The organism is Pseudomonas sp. DD1 (assembly GCF_044510355.1).
GTDB classification, from domain to species: Bacteria; Pseudomonadota; Gammaproteobacteria; order Pseudomonadales; family Pseudomonadaceae; genus Aquipseudomonas; species Aquipseudomonas shahriarae.
Map to the genome: position 1 here is coordinate 477,215 of NZ_MSAJ01000011.1, position 23,210 is coordinate 500,424.

Here is a 23,210-nt window from a genome sequence, read left to right on the forward strand (position 1 = left end):
TTGTGAGCCCCATCGACTCCGAAAAAACCCACGACATTCAGATCAAGCAAGACGATGCTGGTACTGCCACACCCACTCCAGGAGCCCTGCCGGGTGGGCATTGGCGACAGGTCGATACTGCAAGACTTGATTAGCCCTTTGCCAACACCTTCCATAAAGAACATAGATACAGAGCAGTGCCGACATCAAACAAGGCCCCAAGCAAGTACGGAAACTTAAACTAGAAAATTGCGCCTAAAAACATTGCAGACAAGTCAATTGCCTCCACAAGAGCCTATATTTAGAAATTTCTTTTTAAAGCTCGTATCAAATAATCTACCTGAAAAAACTACTTACGCCAGAGGGGCACCCTCCATTTACGAGAAGTCCTACGCAACAGCTTTATACTCGTAGGAAAGTCGAATAACTCGAACCACCGGCCAACTTCGGCGCAAGCGCCAGCGCACGGGAAGTCAAGGCTCAATATAGAGTGGAATTATTTGCAGGACTTATTTGTAGGATCAATGCAAGACGTGGCTATGCACCGGCCTCATCATTCATCTTGACTGCCCGCTCGCGAACAAATCGTTGCACCGCGTCGCCGGGCAACGCTTTGCTGAAATACCAGCCCTGGATAATCAACTCCGCCCCGGCGTGCCCCCTGCCCGACTGGAGGAAGGCCAACTGCTCAGCGGTTTCCACCCCTTCCACCACCACCCCCAGGTTCAGCGCCTCACAAAAGCGCAGCATGCCGGTCAAGACCTGCGCGCCCTTGGGGTCCTGCTGGGCCACCACAAAACTGCGGTCGATCTTGATGAAGTCCACCGGGAACTGGTGCAGGTAACTCAGCGCCGAAAACCCCGTGCCAAAGTCGTCGATATAGACCTTGGCACCAATGGCCTGCAGCTTCTGGATCATCTGCCGGGTCGCCTGGATATCGCCCACCAGCGCATCCTCGGTGATCTCCACCGACACATGGCCGTGGGCCAGGGAGAGGATGTCCACCAGTTGCCTGCCATAGGCGGGGTTCGTCAGGGTGGCGCTGGAGACATTAATGGTGATCGGTAGGGCAAAGCCGATTTTTTGCCACTTCTGGTACTGACGCACGGCCTGGGAGGCGACCCACACGTCCACGTCCGGCATCAACCGGGCCTGGGCCAGCCACTGGAGGAACTCCCACGGCGAATGCACCTTGCCCTGGCTATCGCGCGCGCGCATCAGCGCTTCACAGCCGGTGCACAAACCCGTCAGGGAGGACACCTGGGGCTGGTACTCCAGGTAAAACTCGTAGTCGCTGATCTGCTGGATCCTGCTCAATGCACTGGCCTGGCGTGCCAGCGCCCGGTGCGCAGTCAGCACTGGGTCCAGTTCCAGCAGACGCCCTTTTTCTTCGAGCCCGCGAAAGGTCATGTCGAAAGACTTGAGGTAAACCGTACCGCCCTCCACCGCCTGCCGATGAATCGCGCGGACATAGGGCGCATAGACCAGTATCCCGACTCCCAGCAGCACCAGTTGCAGCGCCACCGCAGCCAGATCGCCCTGGGTACTCAGGTAGGCGTTGAGCAGCACCGGCGCGGTGAACGGCACGCTGGCCAACGCTGGCGAGACCCAGCCGGCCTGCACCACCAGCAATGCCAGCACCGTATTGATCACCGGCACGGCTAAAAAAGGGATAAACAGGCGCGGGTTGAGAATGATCGGCAAGCCAAACAGCAGCACTTCGCTGACGTTGAACAGCGACAGCGGCAGGCTGGCCACCGCCAGCAACCGCATGGACTGGCTCTTGGAAAACAGCAGAATCGCCAGCAACAGGCACAGGGAACCGCCAGCCCCGCCAATAAAGGCAAAGCACCCCAGCAGACCGCCATTCAACGCATACAGGACGGGCTCGCCCGCCGCCAATGCCGCGCCATTGAGTATCACGGCCTGGTCCAGGGCATCAAACAGCGGCTGGATCGCGTACACGCCATGGATGCCAAAAAACCACAGCAGCGAATTGATCGCCGTGACAAACACACCGGTGCCATAAGGGGACTGCAGCGTATCGAGCATCACCGGGCCCTGTAACTGCGCCACATGAGCAACCTGCAACAGCAACGACAATGTCACCACCAGTAGCAACGCGGTGATTGCTCCCGGTACCACCATGTTGATCGTACCCCTGAGGTTGTGTCCCACCAGGTCTGCGTTGACCAAGCGGGTCCAGTGGTAGCGATGCAGCCAGGCAATCACCGGGACATTGATCAACGGCGAGGCGATGGCAATAAACAGGACAAAGGTTGCCGACGCACGTGGATAGTCTCGCAGGACAAAGGAGGCAATGACCACGTGTGCCAGGCACAAAAACGCTACTGGCAACTGCGCTAAGCGGTGCTGGATTGCCAGCATATAGCCGATGGAAGCGGCCACCAGCAGCGGGATCACGGAACTGATCTTGGCATGCAGGCCGGCCAGGAATGCCACGACCGGCGATGGGAAGTCGAGAATGCGGGCGCATTCGGACAACAGCAGAAAACCCGCCGAGACCAGCAAGCATGGCAAGATCCATAACAGGCCTTCCCGGATGGCTCGCAGCGACTCCGTGCTTGCCAGGGCTGCCAGGCGTTGGGTGAAGAACAGCTTGAACAGCGTCTGCGCCATGACTATCTCCCTGCCCTCGGGCCATCACACCGGTCTTCAACGAGGGCTTAACGCTACACGGCCGGGCCCCGAAAATGAAAGGATTTTGCCGCGTTTGGCATCGATACGTCGTCCTGGGATACCAGCAGACGTGCAGACAAGGGTGTAATTTCCTACGCTTTTTGAAACAATACCGTGCTTGAGGGCCTTGCTGCCCACGCGGGTACCGCAGGTTTTCGGAACCAACTGCCACCCGCTCATGTCATGAGCTGTACGGGTCTGTCGACCCGCAGGCCGGCATCGAATGACTCGATCCGCAGGCCACGTTTACACCCGCAGGCATCGGTACGCCGACTGACCCAGCGTTCTCAGGGAGATGTATTGAACATGCAACGCAGGCTTACAAATCGTGCGCGACCTCTGGTTTTCACCGTAGGGCTTTGGTTGTGTGGGGTCGCTGTACTGTTTTTGATCAAGGCCGCCGTTGAAGCCGTCGAAGGGCCTATCAGCAAAACCTGGATCGACTTGACCCTGGTGCTGACCGCCTACCTGTTTTTTTTCTTGTTGGATCCACTGCAACAGTGGACAGCCAATCGGCTGCGTAAACGTGCCCGACGCAAAAGCCGTTACGAACAAGCCTCGTCCTGAGGTCGCGCAACCTGTATTTGCGGAGTCCCCCCTTGTCTGAACCTGGCGAAAACCTTCAGCTTGCCCTGGATATATTCCTGAGCCAGCACCCCGATCTGCGCACCGAACTGGACACGCTGAACCCCTTGGCGGCCCAGGCCAAGCGGGAAACCATGGCGCAATACCGGGCCGAGCGCCTGCATGAGGCCTTTGAGGCCGAGGCAGAAGCCCGCAACCTGTTTGCCTGGGAACTGACACTGCAACTGATCAGCCAGTCGCCACAGGAGTTCGAGGCCAAGCGCCTGGAGGTTCACAAGGAAGTGGCCCAGATGGCGGGACTGGAGTGGGCTGAGTATTGTCAGCTGCATGGTCTGGCAGACAGTTCACCTTAACGGGCAGCGAACCAGCGGCCCACCACCGAATGTTCACACTGCATGGCCACCTGCAACTCGTCGAGGGTGATGGTTCGCCGCTGCGGGTCGCCATTGAGCGCTATTTTCAGTGCCGGCCAGCAACGCCGGGGCAGTTGTCGCGGAGGCGCCAGTCGCGCGCCTTGTGTACTACGCCTGCCCAGCGCCAGGTCATACACCAGACACGCTGCACCATAGACCTCGCTACTGGCTGACAGGGGTGCGCCGTCCAGCAGTTCCGGGGCGGCATAGGCCGGTGTCCAGGCAGTGAAGCGCTGTGGGTTCAAGGCCGGCAGCCCGGACAGCGGCGGCGCAAGCGCCTGGGCAAGGCCAAAGTCAAACAGGCGCACCCCGTCATCGTCCAACATGACATTGCTGGGCTTCACATCGCCGTGCAACACACCTTGTCGATGGATGTAACCCAGCGCGTCCAGCAGCCCCGTTGCAATACGCCGCAGTTCTTGCCAAGGCACCCCGCGCGGGCAGTCGAGCAACAACTGGTCCAGGGTCGCGCCACTCATCAGCTCCATGGTGAAGAACGCCACTTCGCTCGCCGTATCCACATCAAACGAAAACACCCGTACCACGCGCGCGTGCCCCAGGCTGCGGGTCAGGGAAAACTCCTTGTAGAGCAGCAGGTGCGCATCCTGTGACTGGGCAAGGCTTTCACCGAGAACCTTGAGTGCCACCAGGGGCCTTGGCTCGCCGAATTGCTCGTGAAGCAAATCACGGGCGCGATAGACAATACCCATGCCCCCTTCCCCGAGCACCCGTTCAAGGCGATAGCGGCCGCCCAGCAACATCGGCAGCGGGCTCGATATGAGCGGGGCACAGGCGCCAGGCTGGGGCTGGTTTTCCATCATGCTTGCATCACCAGGGCCGTCAGATTATCCCTGGCCTGACCACGCAACACCCCGTCGAACCCGCGATCCAGCATCAATTCGGGGGTTCCGGGTTCAACGCCTCGCCCATTGCGTTGCGGCAGGTGTCTTGCCATGGGCTCATAGTTGCTCCGGTATGCGGAAGGTCCGCCACGTCGACATCTCGAACGGGTTCGGCGTGCGCTGGCTGGTCAACAGATAATGGGCACGCAGGCCGCCGATGTCCGCCTTGAGCAGGCGCGCATCGCGGCCATTCGAGGGTTCGCCTTGCAGCAAGTCAAACAGGCGGAACAGCGACCATGGCCCGCTGTTTTTCTCGATGCCCATTGGCCGTTGCGCCATACCTTCCAGCACCAGGCTGCTGCGCCCGTCCTCGGTATCGGTGGGCCACTGGAACAGCATCGGGACAATCGGCCCGTGGCGGTATTCCATCTGTTGGTCGCCGAACCGCAGGATCGCTCGACTGACCGTGGGGTCCAGGCTGTATGGCGCCAGGGTAAAGCGCACCCCCGGCTCACTCGGGTCATCGGCGAAGAACGCCTGGCGTATGGTGCGCGCCTTTGCCAGTTGGTCCAGCAACGCCCGCGACATCGGCAGGCTGCGGCCATCCAGGCTGCGCAACCGATAGCGGTCGCCGTCCCCCATCACAAAAGGCCGCAGGTCGTCGTCAAGAAACCGCGCCATCACCCCTTGGGGCTTGAAGAACTCGCGAAAATCATTCAGGGCCACGTCGCTGCTGGCATGGGCGCTGAACGGGTAGCGTTGCTTGATCGCCGAAGCATAGAACCCATACACCTCACTCTGATAGCGCCGGTTCAGGTGGCGGTAGGCCTCGTCAAGCACCAGGCGCCAGGTGTCATCAGTGACACCCGCGAGCCAGCCGTTGAGGGGAGCCGGCAGGCGCTCCGTAGCATTGCGCAGGTTGCCCAGGGCGTCCTGTTGTCCCTGCATGCGCCGCTTGACCAGCTCAAAGGCGGCTCGTTCAGGCCGGTTCTCCCGCCCAAGGGCGGCCAACTGCAGATGCACCTGGTTGAGGGTTTGCAGCACCTGGGACAATTCTGGCCCAGGGTTGTCCTGCTCATCGAGCAACTGATGCAGTGATTCAAAGCGCCGCTGCACTGCGCGCTGCGGGGTGTCGGGCAGCCGTTGCGCGACACTGTCCACGGCCGCCTGGGCCACCGGCGAACCCGACTGAAGCGCCTCCAGGCGTTCGACAGGGCTTGAAAAGCGGGTGTTTTCCCGGACCTGCTGCAGCAACTGCAACAACGGTGAACGGGCTGATGTCAGGCCCGCCAGCTGCTCGGCAATTTCGCGGGGGCTATCGTTTTCCTGCAAGCGCACCTGGGCCAGCGCCGCCCCCCAGGCCTGGGCATAGTCGCTGAAATACTGTTGCTCCAGCTCGACCATCAGTTGGCGCAGGCCGATGGCACTCAGTTCTGTGCCCTCCCCCAGTACCCAGTTATCACGCACGATGGCCGCGACCATCCGAGTGCCCTGCACGGCAAAGAACTGACGGTAGCCCTGCTGGGTGAAGAAGCCAGGAATGGGTTGGTCAATGCCGGCGAACACTTGCTCCTGGGGGTCCAGGTGTTGGGCGAAACGATAGGGTTCAAGCTCGCTGCCCTGTTCACGCAGCAGACGGTAGATCACGCCAGCCAAAGGTTGCGCTTTCAAGACCTGGCGAGCCTGGGCCACCAGGGTTTCGTTGAGGGGTGCCACAAAGGGTTGCGCAAGCAATTGTGCAAAATGTGCATTCAAACGCTTCTGCAGGGCAGTGTCGCCAGGGTAGCGCAGCGACCATAGCTCGGCGACGCGATCCATCAACCATTGTGTGTCCCGCCGCTCAGGCAGATTGAGCATCAGGTAGGCCCGCAGGCTGAGAAGCAACTGCTGACGGTCGTGCAAGTTGCTGCGCACCTGCTCCTCCAGCATCTCGCTGACCCGTGCCATCAGGTGCTGGAGCAATGCCTGGCGGTAGGCGGTGTCCAGCACCGGGCGGCTCCTGTCACCTTGGTACAAACCTGAAAACTGCAACCATCCCGCGCCTTGCGGTGCCGGAAAAACCTGCGTGGCCGCCCATCGACGGTCCAATAGTGGAACTATCGCCACGCTCGGGTCTTCTGCCGCCTGCCGAGGAGCCGGAGACCGCGCCAACTCCCGCAGTTGTTCCAGGCGTTGATGATTCTGCGAATAGCTGTACATCCACAGCGAACCTGCGCCGCCGAGCACCAGCAAGGCAGCCAGGGCCAGGCCTCGCTGGCGCCGGCGGATCTGCGCGCGCTCCCGGTGGTCCAGGCCGGCCAGGTCGACCTCGCCGAACACCACCCGGCTGAACAGACCCTGGATAAACCGTGGACGCTCGCCGGCGCTGGTCAAGTAGAAACCGCGCAATGCGTTGACGCGCTGGTAACGATGGGCAGAAAACGCCAGTTCGGTAAACAGACACAGGCGCTCGCCGATCTGCGCCACCTGCCGAGGAAAATCCACCATACGCCCGCGGCGCTCGCCGCTGCGCTCCAGATGCAGGCGCTGTATCAGTTCCCCGCTCAAACGCTGCAGCACGGCTTCAAATGCCTGGCGCACCTGAGCAATATCGGTTCCCGCCGTGCCGGGTACGATGGGCTCGCCCAACAGACCGTCGCTGCCCTGCCCCTCCGTTCGCTCGAAGAACTCGACAAAACCGGGCAAATGGTCCGCCTGAGTCAGCACCAGATAGACCGGTAACTCCACATGCAAGGTCTGCTGCAGATCGTGAAGACGGCTGTTGAACTGGCGCGCAGCAACGCTCAGGTCCTGCTCGCTGCCATTGAGTAGGGTATCCACCGACAGTGTCAGTAGCACGCCGCTGAGCGGGCGCGCACGGCGCCGGGCTTTCAACAGCGTCAACAAGGTCGCCCAGCCGCCACCATCGACCTCACTGTCGGCATGGGTCAGGTAGCGCGCCGGGGTGTCGATCAGGACCCCCTCATCGGCAAAATACCACTCGCAATGGGGTATTGCGCCGGCAGTGTGGGGGGCGCCGCAATCAGTCCGGTCCAATGGCAGTTGCATGCCACCCGCCTGCAACAGGCAGGTCTTGCCACTGGCGCTGGCGCCCATCACCAGGTGCCAGGGTAATTCGTTGCACCAACGTTCGCTGCGTTTGCCATAACGCCGCGCTGCCTTGAGGGTGTGCAGCGCTTCCTTGAAGCGGCCACGCACGTTGTGCTGTTCGTGCTCCACAAGGCCCTTGCGGGACTTAGGCGGCGCCTGGTCCGGGCCGCAAGCCTGTGCGGGGGATTGTGCGGGGGTGCGCCGCTGGGCAAAGACCATTGCCAACCCCCAGGCCAGGAACAAGCCGCTGATGGTCAATAAGCGAGATGTCGCACCGAGCCAGAAACGCTTGTCATCGACCGCCAGGAGCGGCCCGAACCGCCACACGGTCCACGCTAGCAACAGTACCAGCAGCAAGCTCCAGACCCAGGTCAGACCCAAGGCAGAGGCCAGCATTTTGAATAGATTTTTCATGGATCGCTCCCTGCGCTACTGCGGTGTCCGGATGATGTCGGTGGTGGTCGGCAGATAGGCTTTGAGCACGCTCTCGCGCTGTTCTCCAAGCACCCAGGCGAACCCTGAATACATGAGGGCCAGGCCCATTACGACGAAGACCCAGACCCAGGTTGCAGAAACAATGCGCATCGCCTGCCGGGGTTTGCGGCTGGACGGTGGCCGGGGCTCACTGGCCAGAGGCGCGTGGTCGCGCACATGGATGATCTGCCGGTATAAAGCGTCGCGAATGCCGTCCAATTGCAGCAGGCCACGCTCCATCACCCGATATTTGCCTTCAAAGCCCAGCGCCAGGCAGACGTACATCAACTCCAGCAGCGCCAGATGCTTGATCGGATCCCTGGACAATCGCTCAAGCAGCTCGAAGAATTTTTCGCCGCCAAAGGTTTCGTTATGAAAGCGGCTCAACAGGCTCATCTGCGACCAGTCGCTCTGACTGCCCCAGGCCGTGGTCACCACCGCTTCGTCTATTACGCTACACAGCACGTAACGCGCCGCCGTGATCTGGCTGTCGAGGATTGCGGCGTGGCGGGCGCGGGTTTCAAACAGCGTAATGCCCGATGACAACCGATCATTGAGCGCGTGCAGGCCTTCACGGGCCGTGCCGCCCTTGAGCCGGACCACCTCCGACAACAGGTCCCAGGCCGCTGTCACCAGCGGGTTGAGCCCCAGCCTGAAGTGTTCTGCGCCCTGCAAATGGGCGGCGTACATCATCCGGTCCTCAAGCTGTTCAAAGCGCGGTGGTGCCTCGAAATCCGTGATGGCGCCCTGCGCCGGGCCAAATCCATGACGATCCAGCAGGACCGTCTTGTCATCCTGCGGGTATGTCCTTTCCATCGTCATCGGTTCAGTTCCTGATAGCCCAGAATTTCAATTCAAGATCGGCAAACTCGCCGCTGACATGGAAGGCGAATCCACCTGAATGTGCCAACTGCTCCAGGTCGCGGGGGCTGAGTTCGAGCATGAAATAGGTTTTTTCGGCATGGAAAGGAATCTGCCGGGGCGCCACAGGCAACGGCTTGACGCTAATGCCAGCCAGGTGCAGGTTGACCAGCTCGCGGATCCGCTCCACCGGCCCGATTTTCAGGTGCGCCGGCAACCGCTGGCGCAACACCTCCGAATCGCTGCGGGCACTGGCGGCCACAATGAAGGTCGCAGCGCCCAGCAGATTCAGGTCGTTGACCGGACACACCAACACCCCGTATTGACGGGGCTGCAGCACCAGCTCAATGGCGTGCTGCTCGAGTACCATCGACAACACCGCACGAATTGCCGCCATCAGCTCACGGAAGCTCGGTCCCTGCTCGCTATGTTGGTAGCGCCCATCAAAACCGGCGCGTTTGGTAGCGCTGGAAAACGTCGAAAGCTCCCCCAGCAACGCCAGTAGAGCCTGGTACAACACGTCGGGGCCCAGGCGGGTCTGGTCCAGATAGTGGCGCAGGATCAACTCCGTACGGTTGATCAACTGCAACATCAGGAAGTCCCCCATCTCGGCCCCGGCCGCCTGGCCAGCGTCCTGCAAACGCTCGGCAATCGCGTCCCCGCGGAACGCCAACAGGCTGACCACCTCCTTGAGGCAGGACAGTAAAAAGGGCGACCCATGAAGGTGCATGAACGTCGGCGAGAACAGGCTGTCGAGGGCTACAACGCCCTGGCCGTTACAGTCTAGGACCTGTGCGACTTTGAGCCTGACGTAGGTCTGGACGTCATGGTCGTCGCCAAGCAGCAGGCGAAAATCCGGGCGGGCGCAGGTTATGGCGCAGCGTGTGTCTTCGCCGGCATTGGCGTCTCCCACTTCCACTTCGTACGCGGTGTAGCGCGCCACTACATCAGCTTGCGCCGGGCGGCGAACCTCGACGGCATTGCCGGCAACCATCGGCAACGCCAGGTACACCGCCTGGCTGCCGCTGTTTGGAGGAATTTCCAGCACCAGCGGCGCGCTCAGGTCACGCATATCGAACAGCGTCCCATCAGGCAGCACGCCACTGGCCTGGCTGACCACCACCTTGCCCATCTCGAGATACTGCGGGTCGATTTCCAGGGTCAGGAAGCCCCAGGCATAGCCCTGTGACAACTGGCTGCGGCGGGCCAGTTGCTGGTGGTAGTAACGGTCGTTGTGCTGCAGATGCTGAGGGCGCAACAACATGCCCTCCTGCCAGGTGACTTTATCGAGCAGCATGTGAGTCACCTGCCTGGGTCGTCTGCCAATCGGCTGCGCGCACGCCCGCTTCATCGAACAACAGTTCGATACGGGTCCGCGAGCCAACGGCCAACGGCACGACATAGCGCCAACGTGCCTGGGGCAAATCCCGGTAGGCCGCCAACACCCCGATGTAGCGGCCGCCCGACGTTGCCCTGAGCTTCAGCGGGACCTGCTCACCAGGGCGCAACTCCCATTCTTCGCTGCTTATCAGGTCCTTGGGCAAGGTGCTTTCGGCACGTCCATACAGGCTGAAAAAATCCGCGTTCTCGAAGGCCACCGGATTGCTGAGCTCCAGCAAACGCACCACGATAGGCGACGGCCGACCATTCAGATCCGGGTTGACCTGATCGCTGGCAGTCAGCGTCAGGTCCAGCTTGGTCAGCTTCGAATAGGGGGACAGGTTGCTGCAGCCGGGCAAAAGGCCCATCACAGCGAGTAACAGAACAAAGGTGAAGCGTGACATGGGGATCATCCAGAACAAGTACTGTGAAGGGTGGAAACCAGGCGCACCTGCTCCCGGTAGGCGTTGGCAAAGTCCTCGCTCAGTAAGCGCTCACTCCAGCCTTCGTCCTCGACCAGGCGCTGATAATGGCGCAGGTAGGCGCGCCAATAGGCGCCGCTGGTGGGGAGCCGCGGCGTGTTGCCCTGCTGTTCGAAACGCACCAGCAACTGGCCCGGGGCAAACGCCGCCAGTGCGCCGCGCACGGCGGCACGACAACCCGCGAGCACCGCGACCTGATGCACCTGCAAATCTCGGTAAGCCTGGATAACCGCCAGTTCGGCTGGCAGCCCCTGCCGCTCACCGCCCAACATGGCTTCCAGGGAATCGGCACCGCCCATCAAGGGAGACCGGTCGCTCGGACGCCCGAGCGAAGCGCTCAACTCACTTTTCAACTCTTCGTGGGTGTGCAGGTTCTGCTGCAACCCTTCGACGGCCTGCCTGAGCAAGCCCGCGACCTTGATTGCCAGCGCTTGCCGCTCTGGTTCGTCGAGCGGGTCCAGGCACACGCCCAGCGCCTTGGAAAACGCCCCCCAGAACTGCGCGTGGTCGTTGCCTGCCGAGGGGCTTTCTGCCGCTGGTGCAATCTGCGGGGCAGGCTCTACCAGGGTCGGCACAGTCACATGCTGGCGCTCGACCGTGCAGGTGTCCGTCCAGCGCGTTTCCTCTGACTGCTGGGCCTGGCCGGGCATGGCATACAGCGGATCCAGCTGCAGGAACGCGTCATCCGGAATCAGGTTGTCGCTGTGACTCGCGGCGCCAGCCACTGCCACCAACTGCGTGCGAATATCAAACGGGCCCATCCGAAACACCATGCCTTGACCAATAGGCCGGGCCTGGCCCTTGCGCAAGCGCACGGCGCTGTCCCCCAGGCAAATGCCATTGCTGCTGATGTCCGTCAGAAAGTACTGATCGTCACGAAAGCTGATCAAGGCATGATGATTGGACAACTGACGGCTGGGATCGGGAATGACCCAATCACAATCGGCACCACGGCCAATCACCCCGCCGGCGCCGTCAAACACTTTGTTGCGGGTCGAGCCGGGCATGCCTTGCCAATTGCCACAGATCTCAAATATCAACTGCATACGGGGCCTCCGGGCTTATTGCGGGTACTGGTCGGGCCGCGGATCTCCCAGCGGCCGATATTCATCGTCGTCAAACACGTAATTTGCCGTACAACCACTCAGCACCAACATCAGCAGAACAAGGACTAATACCTGCCACCGAGAAACAATCATCACGCCTCTCCCATTGAAATAAATCCGTCCGAGCGCAACAGCCGGCGCCTGTCAGTCAGGGCTGGTGTCATTCAGCGCTCCCCCTTGATGCTTCACCGAAAGGGATATTCAGCCGCGCCAGGCGGTACAACAGGGTGCGCCTGGCGACTCCCAGCTCGCGGGCGGTGCGGGTGCGATTGCCGCGATTCTTGTGCAGGCAATCAATCAGCAAGCCACGTTCGACGCGCTCCAGGCGTTGGCGCAGCGTTGCGTCGCTGGCCTGTGTGGAGGACGCCAATGGCAACGACAAATGTTGCGGCAGGATCACCCCGTCGTCGCACAACAACACCGCGCGCTCCACCAGGCACTTGAGTTCGCGCACGTTGCCGGGGAAGCTGTGGCTGGACAGTTGATCCAGGGCCTGGTCCGACCAGGACACCGGTGCTCGCCCCTGGGTCGCGCAGGCCTGGCCCGCAAAATGGCGAGCCAATTGCCGTGCATCGCCTTCGCGATGGCGTAGGGCCGGCAGCTCGATTGGAAACTGCGCCAGCCGGTAGTAGAGGTCCTCGCGAAAGCTGCCCTGGGCCACCATTGCAGGCAGGTCGCGGTGGGTGGCGGCAATGATCCGTACATTCACTTTATGGGCGACGCGGGCGCCCAGCGGGCGTACTTCGCCCTCCTGCAATACCCGTAACAACTTGGCTTGCAGTGACATCGGCATGTCGCCGATTTCATCGAGCAGCAACGTGCCGCCGTCGGCGGTATCGAACAGCCCCGGTCGGTCCCGGTCGGCGCCTGTAAACGCGCCTTTGCGATAGCCAAACAGTTCGCTTTCCAGCAACCCTTCCGGGAATGCCGCGCAGTTCTGTACGACAAAGGCCCTGGACCGGCGCGGGCCCATGGCATGGATCGCCCGCGCGACCACCTCCTTGCCCGTGCCGGTCTCGCCGCGCAAAAGCACGGTATAGGTACTGTCCAGCACCTTGCCGATCAGGCGGCAGGTCTCATCCATCGCCGTACTGTTGCCGATCAGGCCGAGACTTACGGGATGCAGCACGTTTTCGAGTACCGAATGGGTCGGCGGCGGGCAAGGCTCCGGTAACAGCGACCGCTGGCGCAGCGCAAACACCGCCAACTGCCCCAGTGTCATGGCATACCCCTGCAGGTCGATGCTGCGCTCGGTTACGCATATCAACACGCCCTTCACAGCAAGGTGGCGATGGGTGATGGGGACGCACAGCAACGATTGCCAGGGCGCCGGGCCCGACGGAATAAAAGTCGTGTCATAAATGCTGTCTTGCAGGCCGCGGATGCTCAGGGGGCGCTTGTGCTCCAGGGCGAACTGCAGCAATTGCTGGTGCTGCTGATCAGCTGCTGCACGTGCGCCGATATCCCCAGGCCCTGCATCTCGCCGGTATTCGGCAGCCAGCACCAGACCACGGTCGCCCTCATCTGCCAGGTACACCTGGCTGAGCGAGCACTGGCTCAACTGCACGGCGGCATGGGCAAGTTGGCCAGGCATACTTGCCCGATCGCTGTCGATGCCCATGTGCAAGAGCCACTGCACCAGCTGTTCGGCAGGATCAAGCGCCTGTGACAACGGGTTCTCCCTCATCACGCAAACTCACAGATTACGTGACCGTCGCCATCCAGCGTCCCGTGGGCACGCTGCAGATGCTCGTCTCTGGCCATTGCCTCAAGCAGGCGATCGACGACCAGGGGCAATAGATTGGCGTCGATCCATTGATCGACATACCGCGCCCCGCTGTCGCTGTGGGTACAGCGCTCTGCCAGGTAATCGACCAGCCGCGGGCAATAGCTGAACGCCAACTGGCGCTGCAACAAACGCTGAGCCAGGCGCTGTAATTTGCTTTCTACCAATTCCCGCAGCACCGCTCCGTCGATCGGGTAGTACGGCACTACGCGCATACGGGCCAGCAGCGCCGGCTTGAAGTGCTGCTTGAGCAGCGGCGCAAGTGCTTCCTGCAACGCTTGTGGGGTGGGACGCGATGTAGCCCGGCACAGGTCGATGGTGCATTCGCTGCCCAGGTTGGAGGTCATCAGGATCAGGGTGTTGCGAAAATCGATCTCACGTCCCTCACCGTCATTGGCCCGCCCTTTGTCGAAGACCTGATAGAACAGGTTCATCACACCGGGGTGCGCCTTCTCGACTTCATCGAGCAGCAGCACCGAATAGGGCTTTTGCCTGACCGCTTCGGTGAGGACGCCGCCTTCGCCATAGCCGACATACCCGGGCGGAGCACCTATCAGGCGCGACAGTGAGTGTGGCTCCTGGTACTCGGACATGTTGATAGTGGTCAGGAACCGCTCACCGCCATACAACAGCTCGGCCAGGGCCAGTGCCGTTTCTGTCTTGCCGACGCCACTGGGGCCGACCAGCAGAAACACGCCCACGGGCGCATCGGGGCGGTTCAGGCCTGCCGCAACCGCACGCATCGAGCGATCCAGCGCCTGTACGGCGTGCGCCTGGCCAAGAATGCGCGCCCGCAGATCGGTGGCGAAATCGCGGACCTGGGTGCTGTGCTCGCAGGCCACCTGGCTCAGCGGAATTCCCGTCCACGCGCTGACTACTTCCGCCACCAGCCGTGGGCACACTTCGAAGCTGACCAGGCGCTGGTGAGATTGCTCGGCCAGCAGACTGCCGTGGGCCTCGCACAATTGCTGCTCAAGCACCTCGATTGCCTGCCCCGACTGACGGGCCTGGCTCACCTGTATGCGCAGGGCCAGTATCGCTTCGGCCCTCTCGCGCTGGCGCGTCCAGCACTGCTTGAGGTGCTCGTGTTCGCAACTGATGGTTTGCAGGCGTGCAGCCAGAACCTGCAGCGCGCCCGGATCTATAGGTAACCCAGCGTCCCTATCGCGGCAAAGCGCCTGGTGCTGGCCGGTGCTTTCAGCCAGTTGCGCCGCCACGGCCTGCAACGCCGGCGGGGCTGTCACCAGGCTGATGCGCACACGGGCGCAGGCCGTATCGAGCAGATCCACGGCCTTGTCGGGTAACTGTCGCCCCGCCAGGTAACGGGCAGACAACTGCGCGGCGGCAACCACGGCGTCATCGCGCACGTACACGCCATGGCTGGCTTCATACACCGCAGTCAGACCACGCAGGATGATCACTGCGTCATCGACACTGGGCTCCTGGACATGCACCGGCTGAAAGCGCCGGGCCAATGCGGGATCCTTTTCGAAGTATTTCTTGTACTCCGACCAGGTGGTGGCGGCGATGGTACGCAGCTCGCCACGGGCCAGCGCCGGCTTGAGCAGGTTCGCCGCATCGCCGCTGCCGGGCGCGCTGCCGGCACCGATCAAGGTGTGTGCCTCGTCAATAAACAGGATCACCGGCACCGGTGAGGCATTCACTTCGTCGATAACGCCCTTGAGCCGCCGCTCGAACTCGCCCTTGATGCTGGCACCGGCCTGCAGCAGCCCCATGTCGAGGACCAGCAGGCGCGTATCCTTGAGCACCGGCGGCACCTGCCCACAGGCGATCTGCCGGGCCAGCCCCTCGACCAGCGCAGTCTTGCCGACACCGGCCTCACCGACAATGATCGGATTGTTCTTGCGCCGACGCGCCAGGATATCGGTCAACTGGCGGATTTCTGCGTCGCGGCACAATACCGGGTCAACCCGCCCCTCTAAGGCTTGCTGAGTCAGATCATGGGTGAAGCGCTGCAACAACGACTCATTGTTGGCGCCGGCTGTCCCACGGGAACCCTCAATCTCGGCGCTCAAGGCGAATTCAAGCAGGCGCTGCGCATCGAGGCGCGCCAGCAGCACCTGATAACGACTGCCTGCGTGAGACTGTGGGTTACGCAGCAAGGCGAGGATCAAGGCTGCGTCACCGACCTGGGATTGCGCCAATTCCAGTTGGGCAACCGCCAGCGCTTGCTGCAACCATTGCACCAGCAACGGCGCAAACACCGGATTGCGTGAAGTGCCCTGGCCCACCCTGGGCTGCAGGGTGGCTTGCAACTCGCCCTGTTCGACACCGGCATCTTGCAGCGCGCGCACCAGCAATCCTTGCGGGTGCTCCAGTAGCGCCAGCAACATGTCCTCCACCAGGACTTGCGTCCCGCCCCGGGTCACACAGCGTTCGGCGGCACGCTCCAGGTCTCGGCGAGTGTGCGTCGTCAACACGCGAATCAGTTGTTGCAAGTCCACATTCATCATCGTCATCCGTTTCTAGCGAGTTTATTGGCCAGGGTGAGCACGCCATCCGCGCGCGCCTGCCCCATCCAACTGGTCCATCCCAGCCGGCACACATTGCGCTGGCCTATATGCAGCGCCCGCACCTCCTCAGTACGCAGCACCAGACGCAGGTCATAGTCCAGCGGATCGCGCACGGCGAAACGCACCAGCGCGCCAAGCGGAGAGTGGCTTGCGCCGGTGGGCAGAAAATCATGAAACCGCTGCCAGTCGAGGTTCTGGATATGCACCCTGAACTTGCCGGCACGGTCGACGACCTGCCGCCCCAGGACCAGGTTCTGGCCCAGAAGGCTGCTGGCCTGGCCCAATTGGTTGCGTTGCCTGCGGGCAATCACCACCTTGCGCTTGACGCACTGTTCGATCAGCAACTGCGGGTGCTTGAAGTAGTAACGCAGCACCGTTTCGATAAGCGTCGCCGAATGGGCGCGCATACCCAGCAACCCCAGGTAGGGCAGCAGGCGTTTCCAGTCCAGTTGCGTCGCGCCTCGAACGGCACGGCCGCCCAGGCCTATCAGGGCGAACATCTGCTCGGAAAACGGATCGCTGGCTCCCGCCCGAAAGCACGCCCGGTAGCGGTACTTGCGCCACAAAGGCAGCATCAACCGATGCAGGCGGTGGTGAAACAGGTCGAGAAAGTCGCCGACAGGATTACCGCCCGCCCGTTCGGTCAATGCGTGTTCACCATAAAACGCCGGCAGTGGCGAATTCGCCCCCACCAGTCCCAATACGTTGAGGCGCAAACGTGCGCGCAGTTGCCCGCCCTCGACAAAGAACGTCACCCGGTCAATATCGTTGCCGGGAAACCCCAACCCCGGGTTGGCCTGGAACTCCAGGCGTTCATACAGCGCCTCATCGCCCAGGGACGGATGGGCGTCACGCAAACGCTCGATCACCTGCGAGATCGCCTGGAACAGCGAGTACTCGCGAATGGTCCGCGACAGTTCGGTTAAAGCAGAGCCTGCAGTCCCATCCGGGATGGCCATAGGTACACCTCTCCTTGTGTGCTGGTAACACGCAGTTCGTGATACGAGTTGAGGCTCGCATACAGGGCAAAAAACTCGTTGAGGACTGAGGCAAACACAAACAGGTCGCCCTCTCCGAGGAAGTGCTGGAGGTCGACGGTCAGGTCGATTGCCACACCTCGAATCGGCAAACCGCCGTGTAATCTGTCAATCGGCCGCTGGCTGATCGAGCGCAACCCGCCCAGCCTGCGGATGCTGACTTTTTCCGCCTGGCGATCGTGGTAGCGCGGCAGGTCATAGGTCTCGAGCACCACTTTCAGCGCATTGATATCGCTCAGGGACAGGTAGTTGAGCGACATGTTGCTGATCAGCTTCCAGAGAAAGTCGCTGTCCAGCGGGGGCGCAATGCCAGGGGTGGCTGCCGTGATATTGCTGAAGGACAGGAATTCGGGTGTTTGCTCGCACGCTTGATTGATGTCACCGATACGCAATTTGCGTGGCAAATCATGGTTGGTGCAGGTCATCTCGACAGACAGGGTTTCCTGATCACCGGACTGGCGACTGCCAAAGCTCAGGTAGGTATCCAGCCCGCTGTGTTGCACGGAGGGCCGCTGGCGGATGCTGTAGCACGCGGTCTGCTCATCGTGCTCGAACGACTCGAATGGCACATACGTCTGGTAGCCCAGGCCACCCGGACGCCATCCCGTGACCTGGTCGACGGAGAACACCGCGCAATGGCCTGGCGCATAGTCAGCCCCCAGCAGCAGATACTCGTCCTGCCGGCCATCCAGTCGGATCGGCACTCCATCGTGCTTGAACAGGTTGACCACCGGCGTGCAAAACAGCTTCACGTTGTCCAGTGTGGGCTGCACCTGCTCGGGATTGCGCTGGCCAAGCTTGAAGCGCAACTCAACGCCCCGCACCTGTTTGAGCACGTCAACCGGCAAGGTTTGCAGAACATCCAGAGCACCGACGTCGACAAACAGATACTTCTCTGGAAACGCAAAATACTCCTGCAGATGCCGATACCCAGTGAACGCATTCGGCGGATAAGGCAGCAATGCCTCTGCTTCTGAAAAACCTGCTGGCTGAACCCCGCAGGCCGGCAGTTGCAGTGACCGCACCTGCCCGTCATGGGCCAGCAGCGGTTCGCCCTGGCCATCGAGTAGCAGCAGTTCGATACCGTGCAGGTGGCGCAGCAGACTCACGTACAGCATCTGGCTGACGTAGCGTTCCCCGGCAAAATGCAAGCGCAGGTGCTCAAGCACCAGTTCGCCCATATGCCCTTCGGCGGTCATCTCCAGGCGCAGGCTCAACAAGGCCCCCTCCCCCTGGGCCGAGTAATCCAGCGCGCTGATTTGCAGGGGCAGCACATCCGTTGCGTAACAGGTGCGAAAACGGCAACGCTCACCGTCAATCGCCACACTTTCCACCGGCGTGTCCCGCTCGACCGTGACCGCCGGCCCGGCACGCAGCAGCGGTGCGAACTGCAACATGCTGAACGCGGGTAACGGGCGCATGTAGTTGGGCCACAACAGGTGCATCAGCGAATGGCTGAGCTCGGGCAACTGGTCGTCGAGCTTCTGTCGCAAGCGGCCCGTCAGGAACGCAAAGCCCTCAAGTAACCGCTCGACATCCGGATCCCGGCCACTGTCCCCGAGGAACGGGGCAAGCGCCGGATTGCGTTCGCAGAAGCGTCGCCCCAACTGCCGCAAGGCATTGAGTTCGCTCTGGTAATAGCGGTTAAAGGACACCTGGGGCGACCTCGACACGTCCGTTGCCCGTCAGGCTTGCGCAAAACACCACGTTCTGCACGACGCCGTCGATGGTCAACGCGCCCTGGATATCAAAGGCCAGGGCCAGCGGGTCGCGATCCCGTGGCAACGCAACGACCCGTACGTTGCTCAAGCGCGGTTCGTAGGCCGCGATAAACCGCTCGATCAGAAAGCGTGCCTGGCTGAGGGATTCGTGCAGGCTCAGACGCATGTCATTGAGGTCCGGCAGGCCATAGTCGGGCAGCGTCTGCACACTGCCCGCCCGGGTGCTGAGCATGTTGCCCAGGTGGGTGGCCACCGACGCGGCGACACAGGCGAGTGGCGTGCGCCCCGTCGACTGAGGCGCGGTGCCTGCAAGGCGCTCAAGGAAGCCGCTGTAGTGACTCATCTCAGGCCCCCGGCTCATTCTTTATCGAGCTTGCCAACCAGGAACAGGGTGAAATCCGCCCCCATGTATTTGAAATGCGGGCGTACGCTGAGGTTGATGCGATACCAGCCCGGCTCGCCATCGACGTCACTGACAACGACCCGTGCCGCCCGCAGCGGACGTCGCCCCCGCACCTCGGCGCTGGGGTTCTCCTGGTCGGCCACGTACTGGCGGATCCACTTGTTGAGCTCCAACTCCAGGTCGGTGCGCTCCTTCCATGAACCCAACTGCTCGCGCTGCAGCACTTTCAAATAGTGCGCCAGGCGGTTGACGATCATCATGTACGGCAGTTGGGTGCCCAGCCTGTAGTTCAACTCGGCGGCCTTGCCCTCGGCGCTGATGCCGAAGCGCTTGGGTTTCTGCACGGAACTGGCGGAAAAGAACGCCGCGTTGTCGCTGCCCTTGCGCATCGTCAGGGCAATGAAGCCCTCCTCCGCCAGCTCGTACTCACGACGGTCGGAGACCAGCACCTCGGTGGGGATCTTGGTTTCGATTTCGCCCATGCTCTGGAAGTGATGCAGCGGCAGATCTTCCACCGTGCCCCCGCTTTGCGGGCCAATGATGTTGGGGCACCAACGGAAGCGGGCGAAGCTGTCAGTCAGGCGCGTGGCAAAGGCGTAGGCCGTATTGCCCCACAGATAATGCTCATGACTGCTGACCACATGCTCGTTATAGGCGAAGGTCTTGACCGGGCAGTCCGCCGGGTCGTAGGGCGTTCGCAGGAGAAAGCGTGGCACCGTCAAGGCCACGTAACGGGCATCCTCGCTCTGGCGGAAGCTCTGCCATTTGGCAAACTGCGGCCCCTCGAAATGGTCTTTCAGATCCTTCAGGTCCGGCAGGCCGGTAAAGCTCTCCAGACCGAAGAAACCCGGCCCGGCGGCGGCAATGAACGGTGCATGAGCCATGCAGGCGACGCTGGATACGTATTGCATCAGCTTGACGTCAGGCGCGCTGGGCGACAGGAAATAGTTGGCGATAATGGCACCGACAGGCTGACCACCAAACTGACCGTATTCGGCACTGTAGGTATGTTTGTAGAGGCCCGACTGCACAACCTCCGGCGAGTCCTCGAAATCGTCCAGCAGGTCCTGCCGCGAGACGTTGAGCAGCTCGATCTTGATGTTTTCCCGGAAGTCGGTGCGATCCACCAGCAGCTGCAAACCCCGCCAGGCCGCTTCCAGTGCCTGGAAGTCGGGATGGTGGAGGATTTCGTCCATTTGCCGGCTGAGCTTGGCGTCGATCTCGGCAATCATGCGGTCCACCAGTTGTTTCTTGACCGGCTCGCCTCGGTTTTGTGGCTTGATCAATTCCTCGATAAAGGCCGCCACACCGCGCCTGGCGATGTCGTAGGTTCCATCATCGGCCGTCAGGCGGGTCTGGGCGATGATGTCGTCGAGAATGCTGTATGCGCTATCCAGGGGGGTGGCCTGGGCGCTAGGGCTAGTGGTCATAAGGTCAGTGTCCTTTTACTGAGAAAGTCATGGGTTGGGGCTGTTCAGCCCCAGTTCGGCCAATACCCGTGCACGGGCCTGGTCATCGGCCAAGGCGCTTTCTATGGCCTTGCGAAAGCTCGGTGTATTGCCCAGGGGGCCTTTGAGCGCGACCAGCGCCTCACGTAACTCCATCAGTTTTTTCAATTGCGGAACCTGCTCGACCAGTTGGGCCGGGTTGAAGTCCCGCATGGCGTTGATGCGGACCTGGATGGGTAACTCATCGGCTTCATCGGTTTCCTGCAATCGATTGGGAACACCCAGCTGCAGACTCAAGGCTTGCTTGGCCAGCACCTCGTCGAACGTGTTTTTGTCGATACTGATGGGCTTGCGGTCTTCGACCTTGCGCGTGTCTTCGCGCTGGGTGAAGTCACCCAGGACCAGCAGCTTCAGGGGTAGCTCAACTTCTTCCTGGGCACCGCCTATGGCCGGTTTGAACGTGATGTTGATGCGTTCCTTGGGGGCGACCGAACCTTCTTTGGCCATGATGTTTCTCCTTTGCGTAATGACGGAAAACCTATTGGAGTACCGCTTCCAGATCGACCTGACACAGCTTGCGATAGACATCGTCCTTGCGCTCGCGCAGACCATGGCCCTGGGGCAATACGTCGTAACAGGCGTACAGCAGTTGCAACACCTCCAGGGTCAGGTCCGGTTCCCAGCGATGCAGGCTGCCGTGCTGCAACTCCTGCTCAAGCTGTTCAAGCTGGATCCTGGCCAACTCATGCTTGGCACCCTGGATACACAACCGAGCCAGGCCCAGGCGCCAATAAAACCGGGCACGGTCACCTCGCGCAGCCTGCATGGCGTTTTTGTAGGCCTGAACAGCGGCCTTCAGCCCCTCCTTGCGCAGCAACGGAGCGACCGTCTGCAAGGCCTCCTCCCATGGCGCCGGACCAACTCTGGCAATATTCCTGGGCGGCACCCTTGCCTGCAGGTGGTGACTGACCTGGCTGTCGATCCACCCGCGAGTGGTAGCGTCGGCAAAGGGTGTTCCATCGTGGAAGCGCAATTGAGCGACCCCCGGTAATCGTTGCAGCAACAGGGCGAACTGAATCTCTGTCTCGACCATCGCCAGTTCGGCCTGCAGCGCCTGGAGGCACTCCCAGAGCATGCGCACGCCGTCAAACCAGAAAGGCGCGCCCGCCAGGCTGGCCTCAAGCTCCAGCAACAGGTCGGCGTAATGCCCTTGGGCAAAGCGCTCCTGGTAGCGCTTGAGTTTGTCGGGCAGCAACCCACGCAACGGCGTTATCTGTTCGCTGTTGCTGTCGGGAAGACCAGTGATACCCAGCCAGCCTAGCGTCCGGTTCAGGCGCAAGGCCCGCAGGTCAGTGGCGTTCTGGCGCAGCCACCAGGTACACAGCGGTCGAGCGCCGTCCTGCAGCGTACGCAGGAGCCTGTGAACGTCTTTTTCGTTGTTCACCACCGGCTCAGGCGCCAGCAGTTGGGTTGCGACCTGCTTGACCTGGGCAACCACCCCGCTCACCCCGGATGGCGGCGGATCGTTCTCCTGGGCCTGTTGCAGCTTGTCCGCCAGTTGCCTGCGCGCAGCCAGTAGCAACGGCGCATCGTCCCCCAGGTGCCTGACCCACAACTGGTCAAGGTCGGACAATTGCTCGGCCAGGCACTGGAACAGGGAACGCTGGTGCTTGAGCGAAAAACTCTGGGCCAACACCGGTTCAATGCGCTGTACCAACCAGCCAAAGGCCGCAATGCGGGTACGCTGCTTGAGGGGGTGAACCGTCGCCCAATGGTGCTCACACAGGTCGCGCAACAGGCCGAGCCCGGCGAGCAGGCCGGAAAAGGACTCGCGTTGATACAGAGCCCATGTCAACCAGGCAACCACCCGCAAATCCTTGGATTCGTGACGCAACAAGGCTTCACTTTGGTCCACCACGGACTGCCAGTCCGGCTGGCTGTTGCCATGGATCGAGCGGGCTTTTTCCAGCTCACTTTCCAGCGCTTCGTATCCCGCCGAAAAACGCATATCCTCCCCTGCAAAACAGTCAACCGAAATCGGCGACCGGGCAAGTTTCAAGTAATAAGCAGATAGCTTGTCTGAATAAACCATGATGGGCCGCAGTGTGCTGATCAATGCTCAATTAAAGTAAGGCAAGCATCTATATAAACGCCAACACCTCACTTACTGAATTCCGTTTCCGTGTAGCGACAAGTACGAACCATAGCCAGCTGTATTTTATTGGGCAAGTCAGCCAGGCGCACTTAAGGAGATTCCTACAAAATCAAAGCGGCCCGCAATTTTGTAACTAAGCGTGCTCAACGACCCTCTTCCCACCCAATAAAACAGCCAATTTTATTGGGCGATATACCTGCCAGCACCCTTGCGC

General features: G+C 61.3%; 18 protein-coding genes. 2 read left to right on the forward strand and 16 right to left on the reverse strand.

The annotated features are described in order from the left end of the window. Positions 1 to 516 precede the first annotated feature (516 nt). Complete coding sequence (locus tag PSFL_RS09955) at positions 517 to 2,619, reverse strand: EAL domain-containing protein (protein WP_397469959.1); 2,103 nt, start codon at positions 2,617 to 2,619, stop codon at positions 517 to 519. Between the two features lie 447 nt (positions 2,620 to 3,066). Here PSFL_RS09955 and PSFL_RS09960 point away from each other — a divergent pair, with 447 nt between their 5' ends. Both PSFL_RS09960 and PSFL_RS09965 read left to right on the forward strand, forming a co-directional pair. After that, complete coding sequence (locus tag PSFL_RS09960; RefSeq protein WP_232544788.1) at positions 3,067 to 3,246, forward strand: hypothetical protein; 180 nt, start codon at positions 3,067 to 3,069, stop codon at positions 3,244 to 3,246. Between the two features lie 32 nt (positions 3,247 to 3,278). Beyond that, positions 3,279 to 3,617 carry a DUF6388 family protein gene (locus PSFL_RS09965; protein ID WP_057959356.1) on the forward strand — a complete coding sequence of 113 codons (339 nt, stop codon included), beginning with the start codon at positions 3,279 to 3,281 and terminating at the stop codon, positions 3,615 to 3,617. Here the strand turns inward: PSFL_RS09965 and PSFL_RS09970 are convergent. From PSFL_RS09970 to tssA, 15 genes are all read right to left on the reverse strand, one after another. Beyond that, positions 3,614 to 4,495 (reverse strand): serine/threonine-protein kinase, encoded by an 882-nt coding sequence (locus PSFL_RS09970; protein ID WP_262152841.1) that lies wholly within the window; start codon positions 4,493 to 4,495, stop codon positions 3,614 to 3,616. The two genes, PSFL_RS09965 and PSFL_RS09970, sit on opposite strands and share 4 nt — an antisense overlap. A 141-nt stretch (positions 4,496 to 4,636) precedes the next feature. Further along, positions 4,637 to 8,023, reverse strand: a complete 3,387-nt coding sequence (gene tssM / locus PSFL_RS09975) for a type VI secretion system membrane subunit TssM (RefSeq protein ID WP_397469960.1) — start codon at positions 8,021 to 8,023, stop codon at positions 4,637 to 4,639. Between the two features lie 15 nt (positions 8,024 to 8,038). Next, on the reverse strand, positions 8,039 to 8,905 hold the full coding sequence (icmH, locus tag PSFL_RS09980) for a type IVB secretion system protein IcmH/DotU (protein ID WP_397469961.1): 867 nt from the start codon (positions 8,903 to 8,905) through the stop codon (positions 8,039 to 8,041). Positions 8,906 to 8,909: 4 nt separating this feature from the next. Then, on the reverse strand, positions 8,910 to 10,241 hold the full coding sequence (gene tssK, locus PSFL_RS09985; RefSeq protein WP_057436895.1) for a type VI secretion system baseplate subunit TssK: 1,332 nt from the start codon (positions 10,239 to 10,241) through the stop codon (positions 8,910 to 8,912). Then, a complete protein-coding gene (tssJ, locus tag PSFL_RS09990) occupies positions 10,228 to 10,728 on the reverse strand; it encodes a type VI secretion system lipoprotein TssJ (RefSeq protein ID WP_198849060.1) in 501 nt (166 codons plus the stop codon). Before tssJ ends, tssK begins: the two co-directional genes overlap by 14 nt. Positions 10,729 to 10,733: 5 nt before the next feature. Next, positions 10,734 to 11,852: a type VI secretion system-associated FHA domain protein TagH gene (gene tagH / locus PSFL_RS09995; protein ID WP_273504229.1), complete on the reverse strand. Its 1,119-nt coding sequence runs from the start codon at positions 11,850 to 11,852 to the stop codon at positions 10,734 to 10,736. A gap of 15 nt (positions 11,853 to 11,867) precedes the next feature. Then, on the reverse strand, positions 11,868 to 12,005 hold the full coding sequence (locus PSFL_RS10000; protein WP_115128353.1) for a type VI secretion protein TagU: 138 nt from the start codon (positions 12,003 to 12,005) through the stop codon (positions 11,868 to 11,870). A gap of 67 nt (positions 12,006 to 12,072) precedes the next feature. Then, positions 12,073 to 13,599 (reverse strand): sigma-54-dependent Fis family transcriptional regulator, encoded by a 1,527-nt coding sequence (locus PSFL_RS10005; RefSeq protein WP_128592971.1) that lies wholly within the window; start codon positions 13,597 to 13,599, stop codon positions 12,073 to 12,075. Further along, on the reverse strand, positions 13,599 to 16,172 hold the full coding sequence (gene tssH / locus PSFL_RS10010) for a type VI secretion system ATPase TssH (RefSeq protein WP_170059310.1): 2,574 nt from the start codon (positions 16,170 to 16,172) through the stop codon (positions 13,599 to 13,601). The genes PSFL_RS10005 and tssH overlap by 1 nt, the downstream gene beginning before the upstream one ends. Before the next feature lie 2 nt (positions 16,173 to 16,174). Further along, positions 16,175 to 17,191 carry a type VI secretion system baseplate subunit TssG gene (tssG, locus tag PSFL_RS10015; RefSeq protein ID WP_170059244.1) on the reverse strand — a complete coding sequence of 339 codons (1,017 nt, stop codon included), beginning with the start codon at positions 17,189 to 17,191 and terminating at the stop codon, positions 16,175 to 16,177. Beyond that, complete coding sequence (gene tssF, locus PSFL_RS10020; RefSeq protein WP_397469962.1) at positions 17,155 to 18,924, reverse strand: type VI secretion system baseplate subunit TssF; 1,770 nt, start codon at positions 18,922 to 18,924, stop codon at positions 17,155 to 17,157. Before tssF ends, tssG begins: the two co-directional genes overlap by 37 nt. After that, on the reverse strand, positions 18,914 to 19,333 hold the full coding sequence (gene tssE / locus PSFL_RS10025) for a type VI secretion system baseplate subunit TssE (RefSeq protein WP_169989801.1): 420 nt from the start codon (positions 19,331 to 19,333) through the stop codon (positions 18,914 to 18,916). Before tssE ends, tssF begins: the two co-directional genes overlap by 11 nt. Before the next feature lie 14 nt (positions 19,334 to 19,347). Then, on the reverse strand, positions 19,348 to 20,823 hold the full coding sequence (gene tssC / locus PSFL_RS10030; protein ID WP_169989800.1) for a type VI secretion system contractile sheath large subunit: 1,476 nt from the start codon (positions 20,821 to 20,823) through the stop codon (positions 19,348 to 19,350). A gap of 27 nt (positions 20,824 to 20,850) precedes the next feature. Further along, on the reverse strand, positions 20,851 to 21,348 hold the full coding sequence (gene tssB, locus PSFL_RS10035; RefSeq protein ID WP_128592968.1) for a type VI secretion system contractile sheath small subunit: 498 nt from the start codon (positions 21,346 to 21,348) through the stop codon (positions 20,851 to 20,853). Between the two features lie 31 nt (positions 21,349 to 21,379). After that, the gene (gene tssA / locus PSFL_RS10040; RefSeq protein ID WP_169989798.1) at positions 21,380 to 22,933 is read right to left on the reverse strand and encodes a type VI secretion system protein TssA; all 1,554 of its coding nucleotides are present in this window, start codon (positions 22,931 to 22,933) and stop codon (positions 21,380 to 21,382) included. Positions 22,934 to 23,210: the final 277 nt, after the last annotated feature.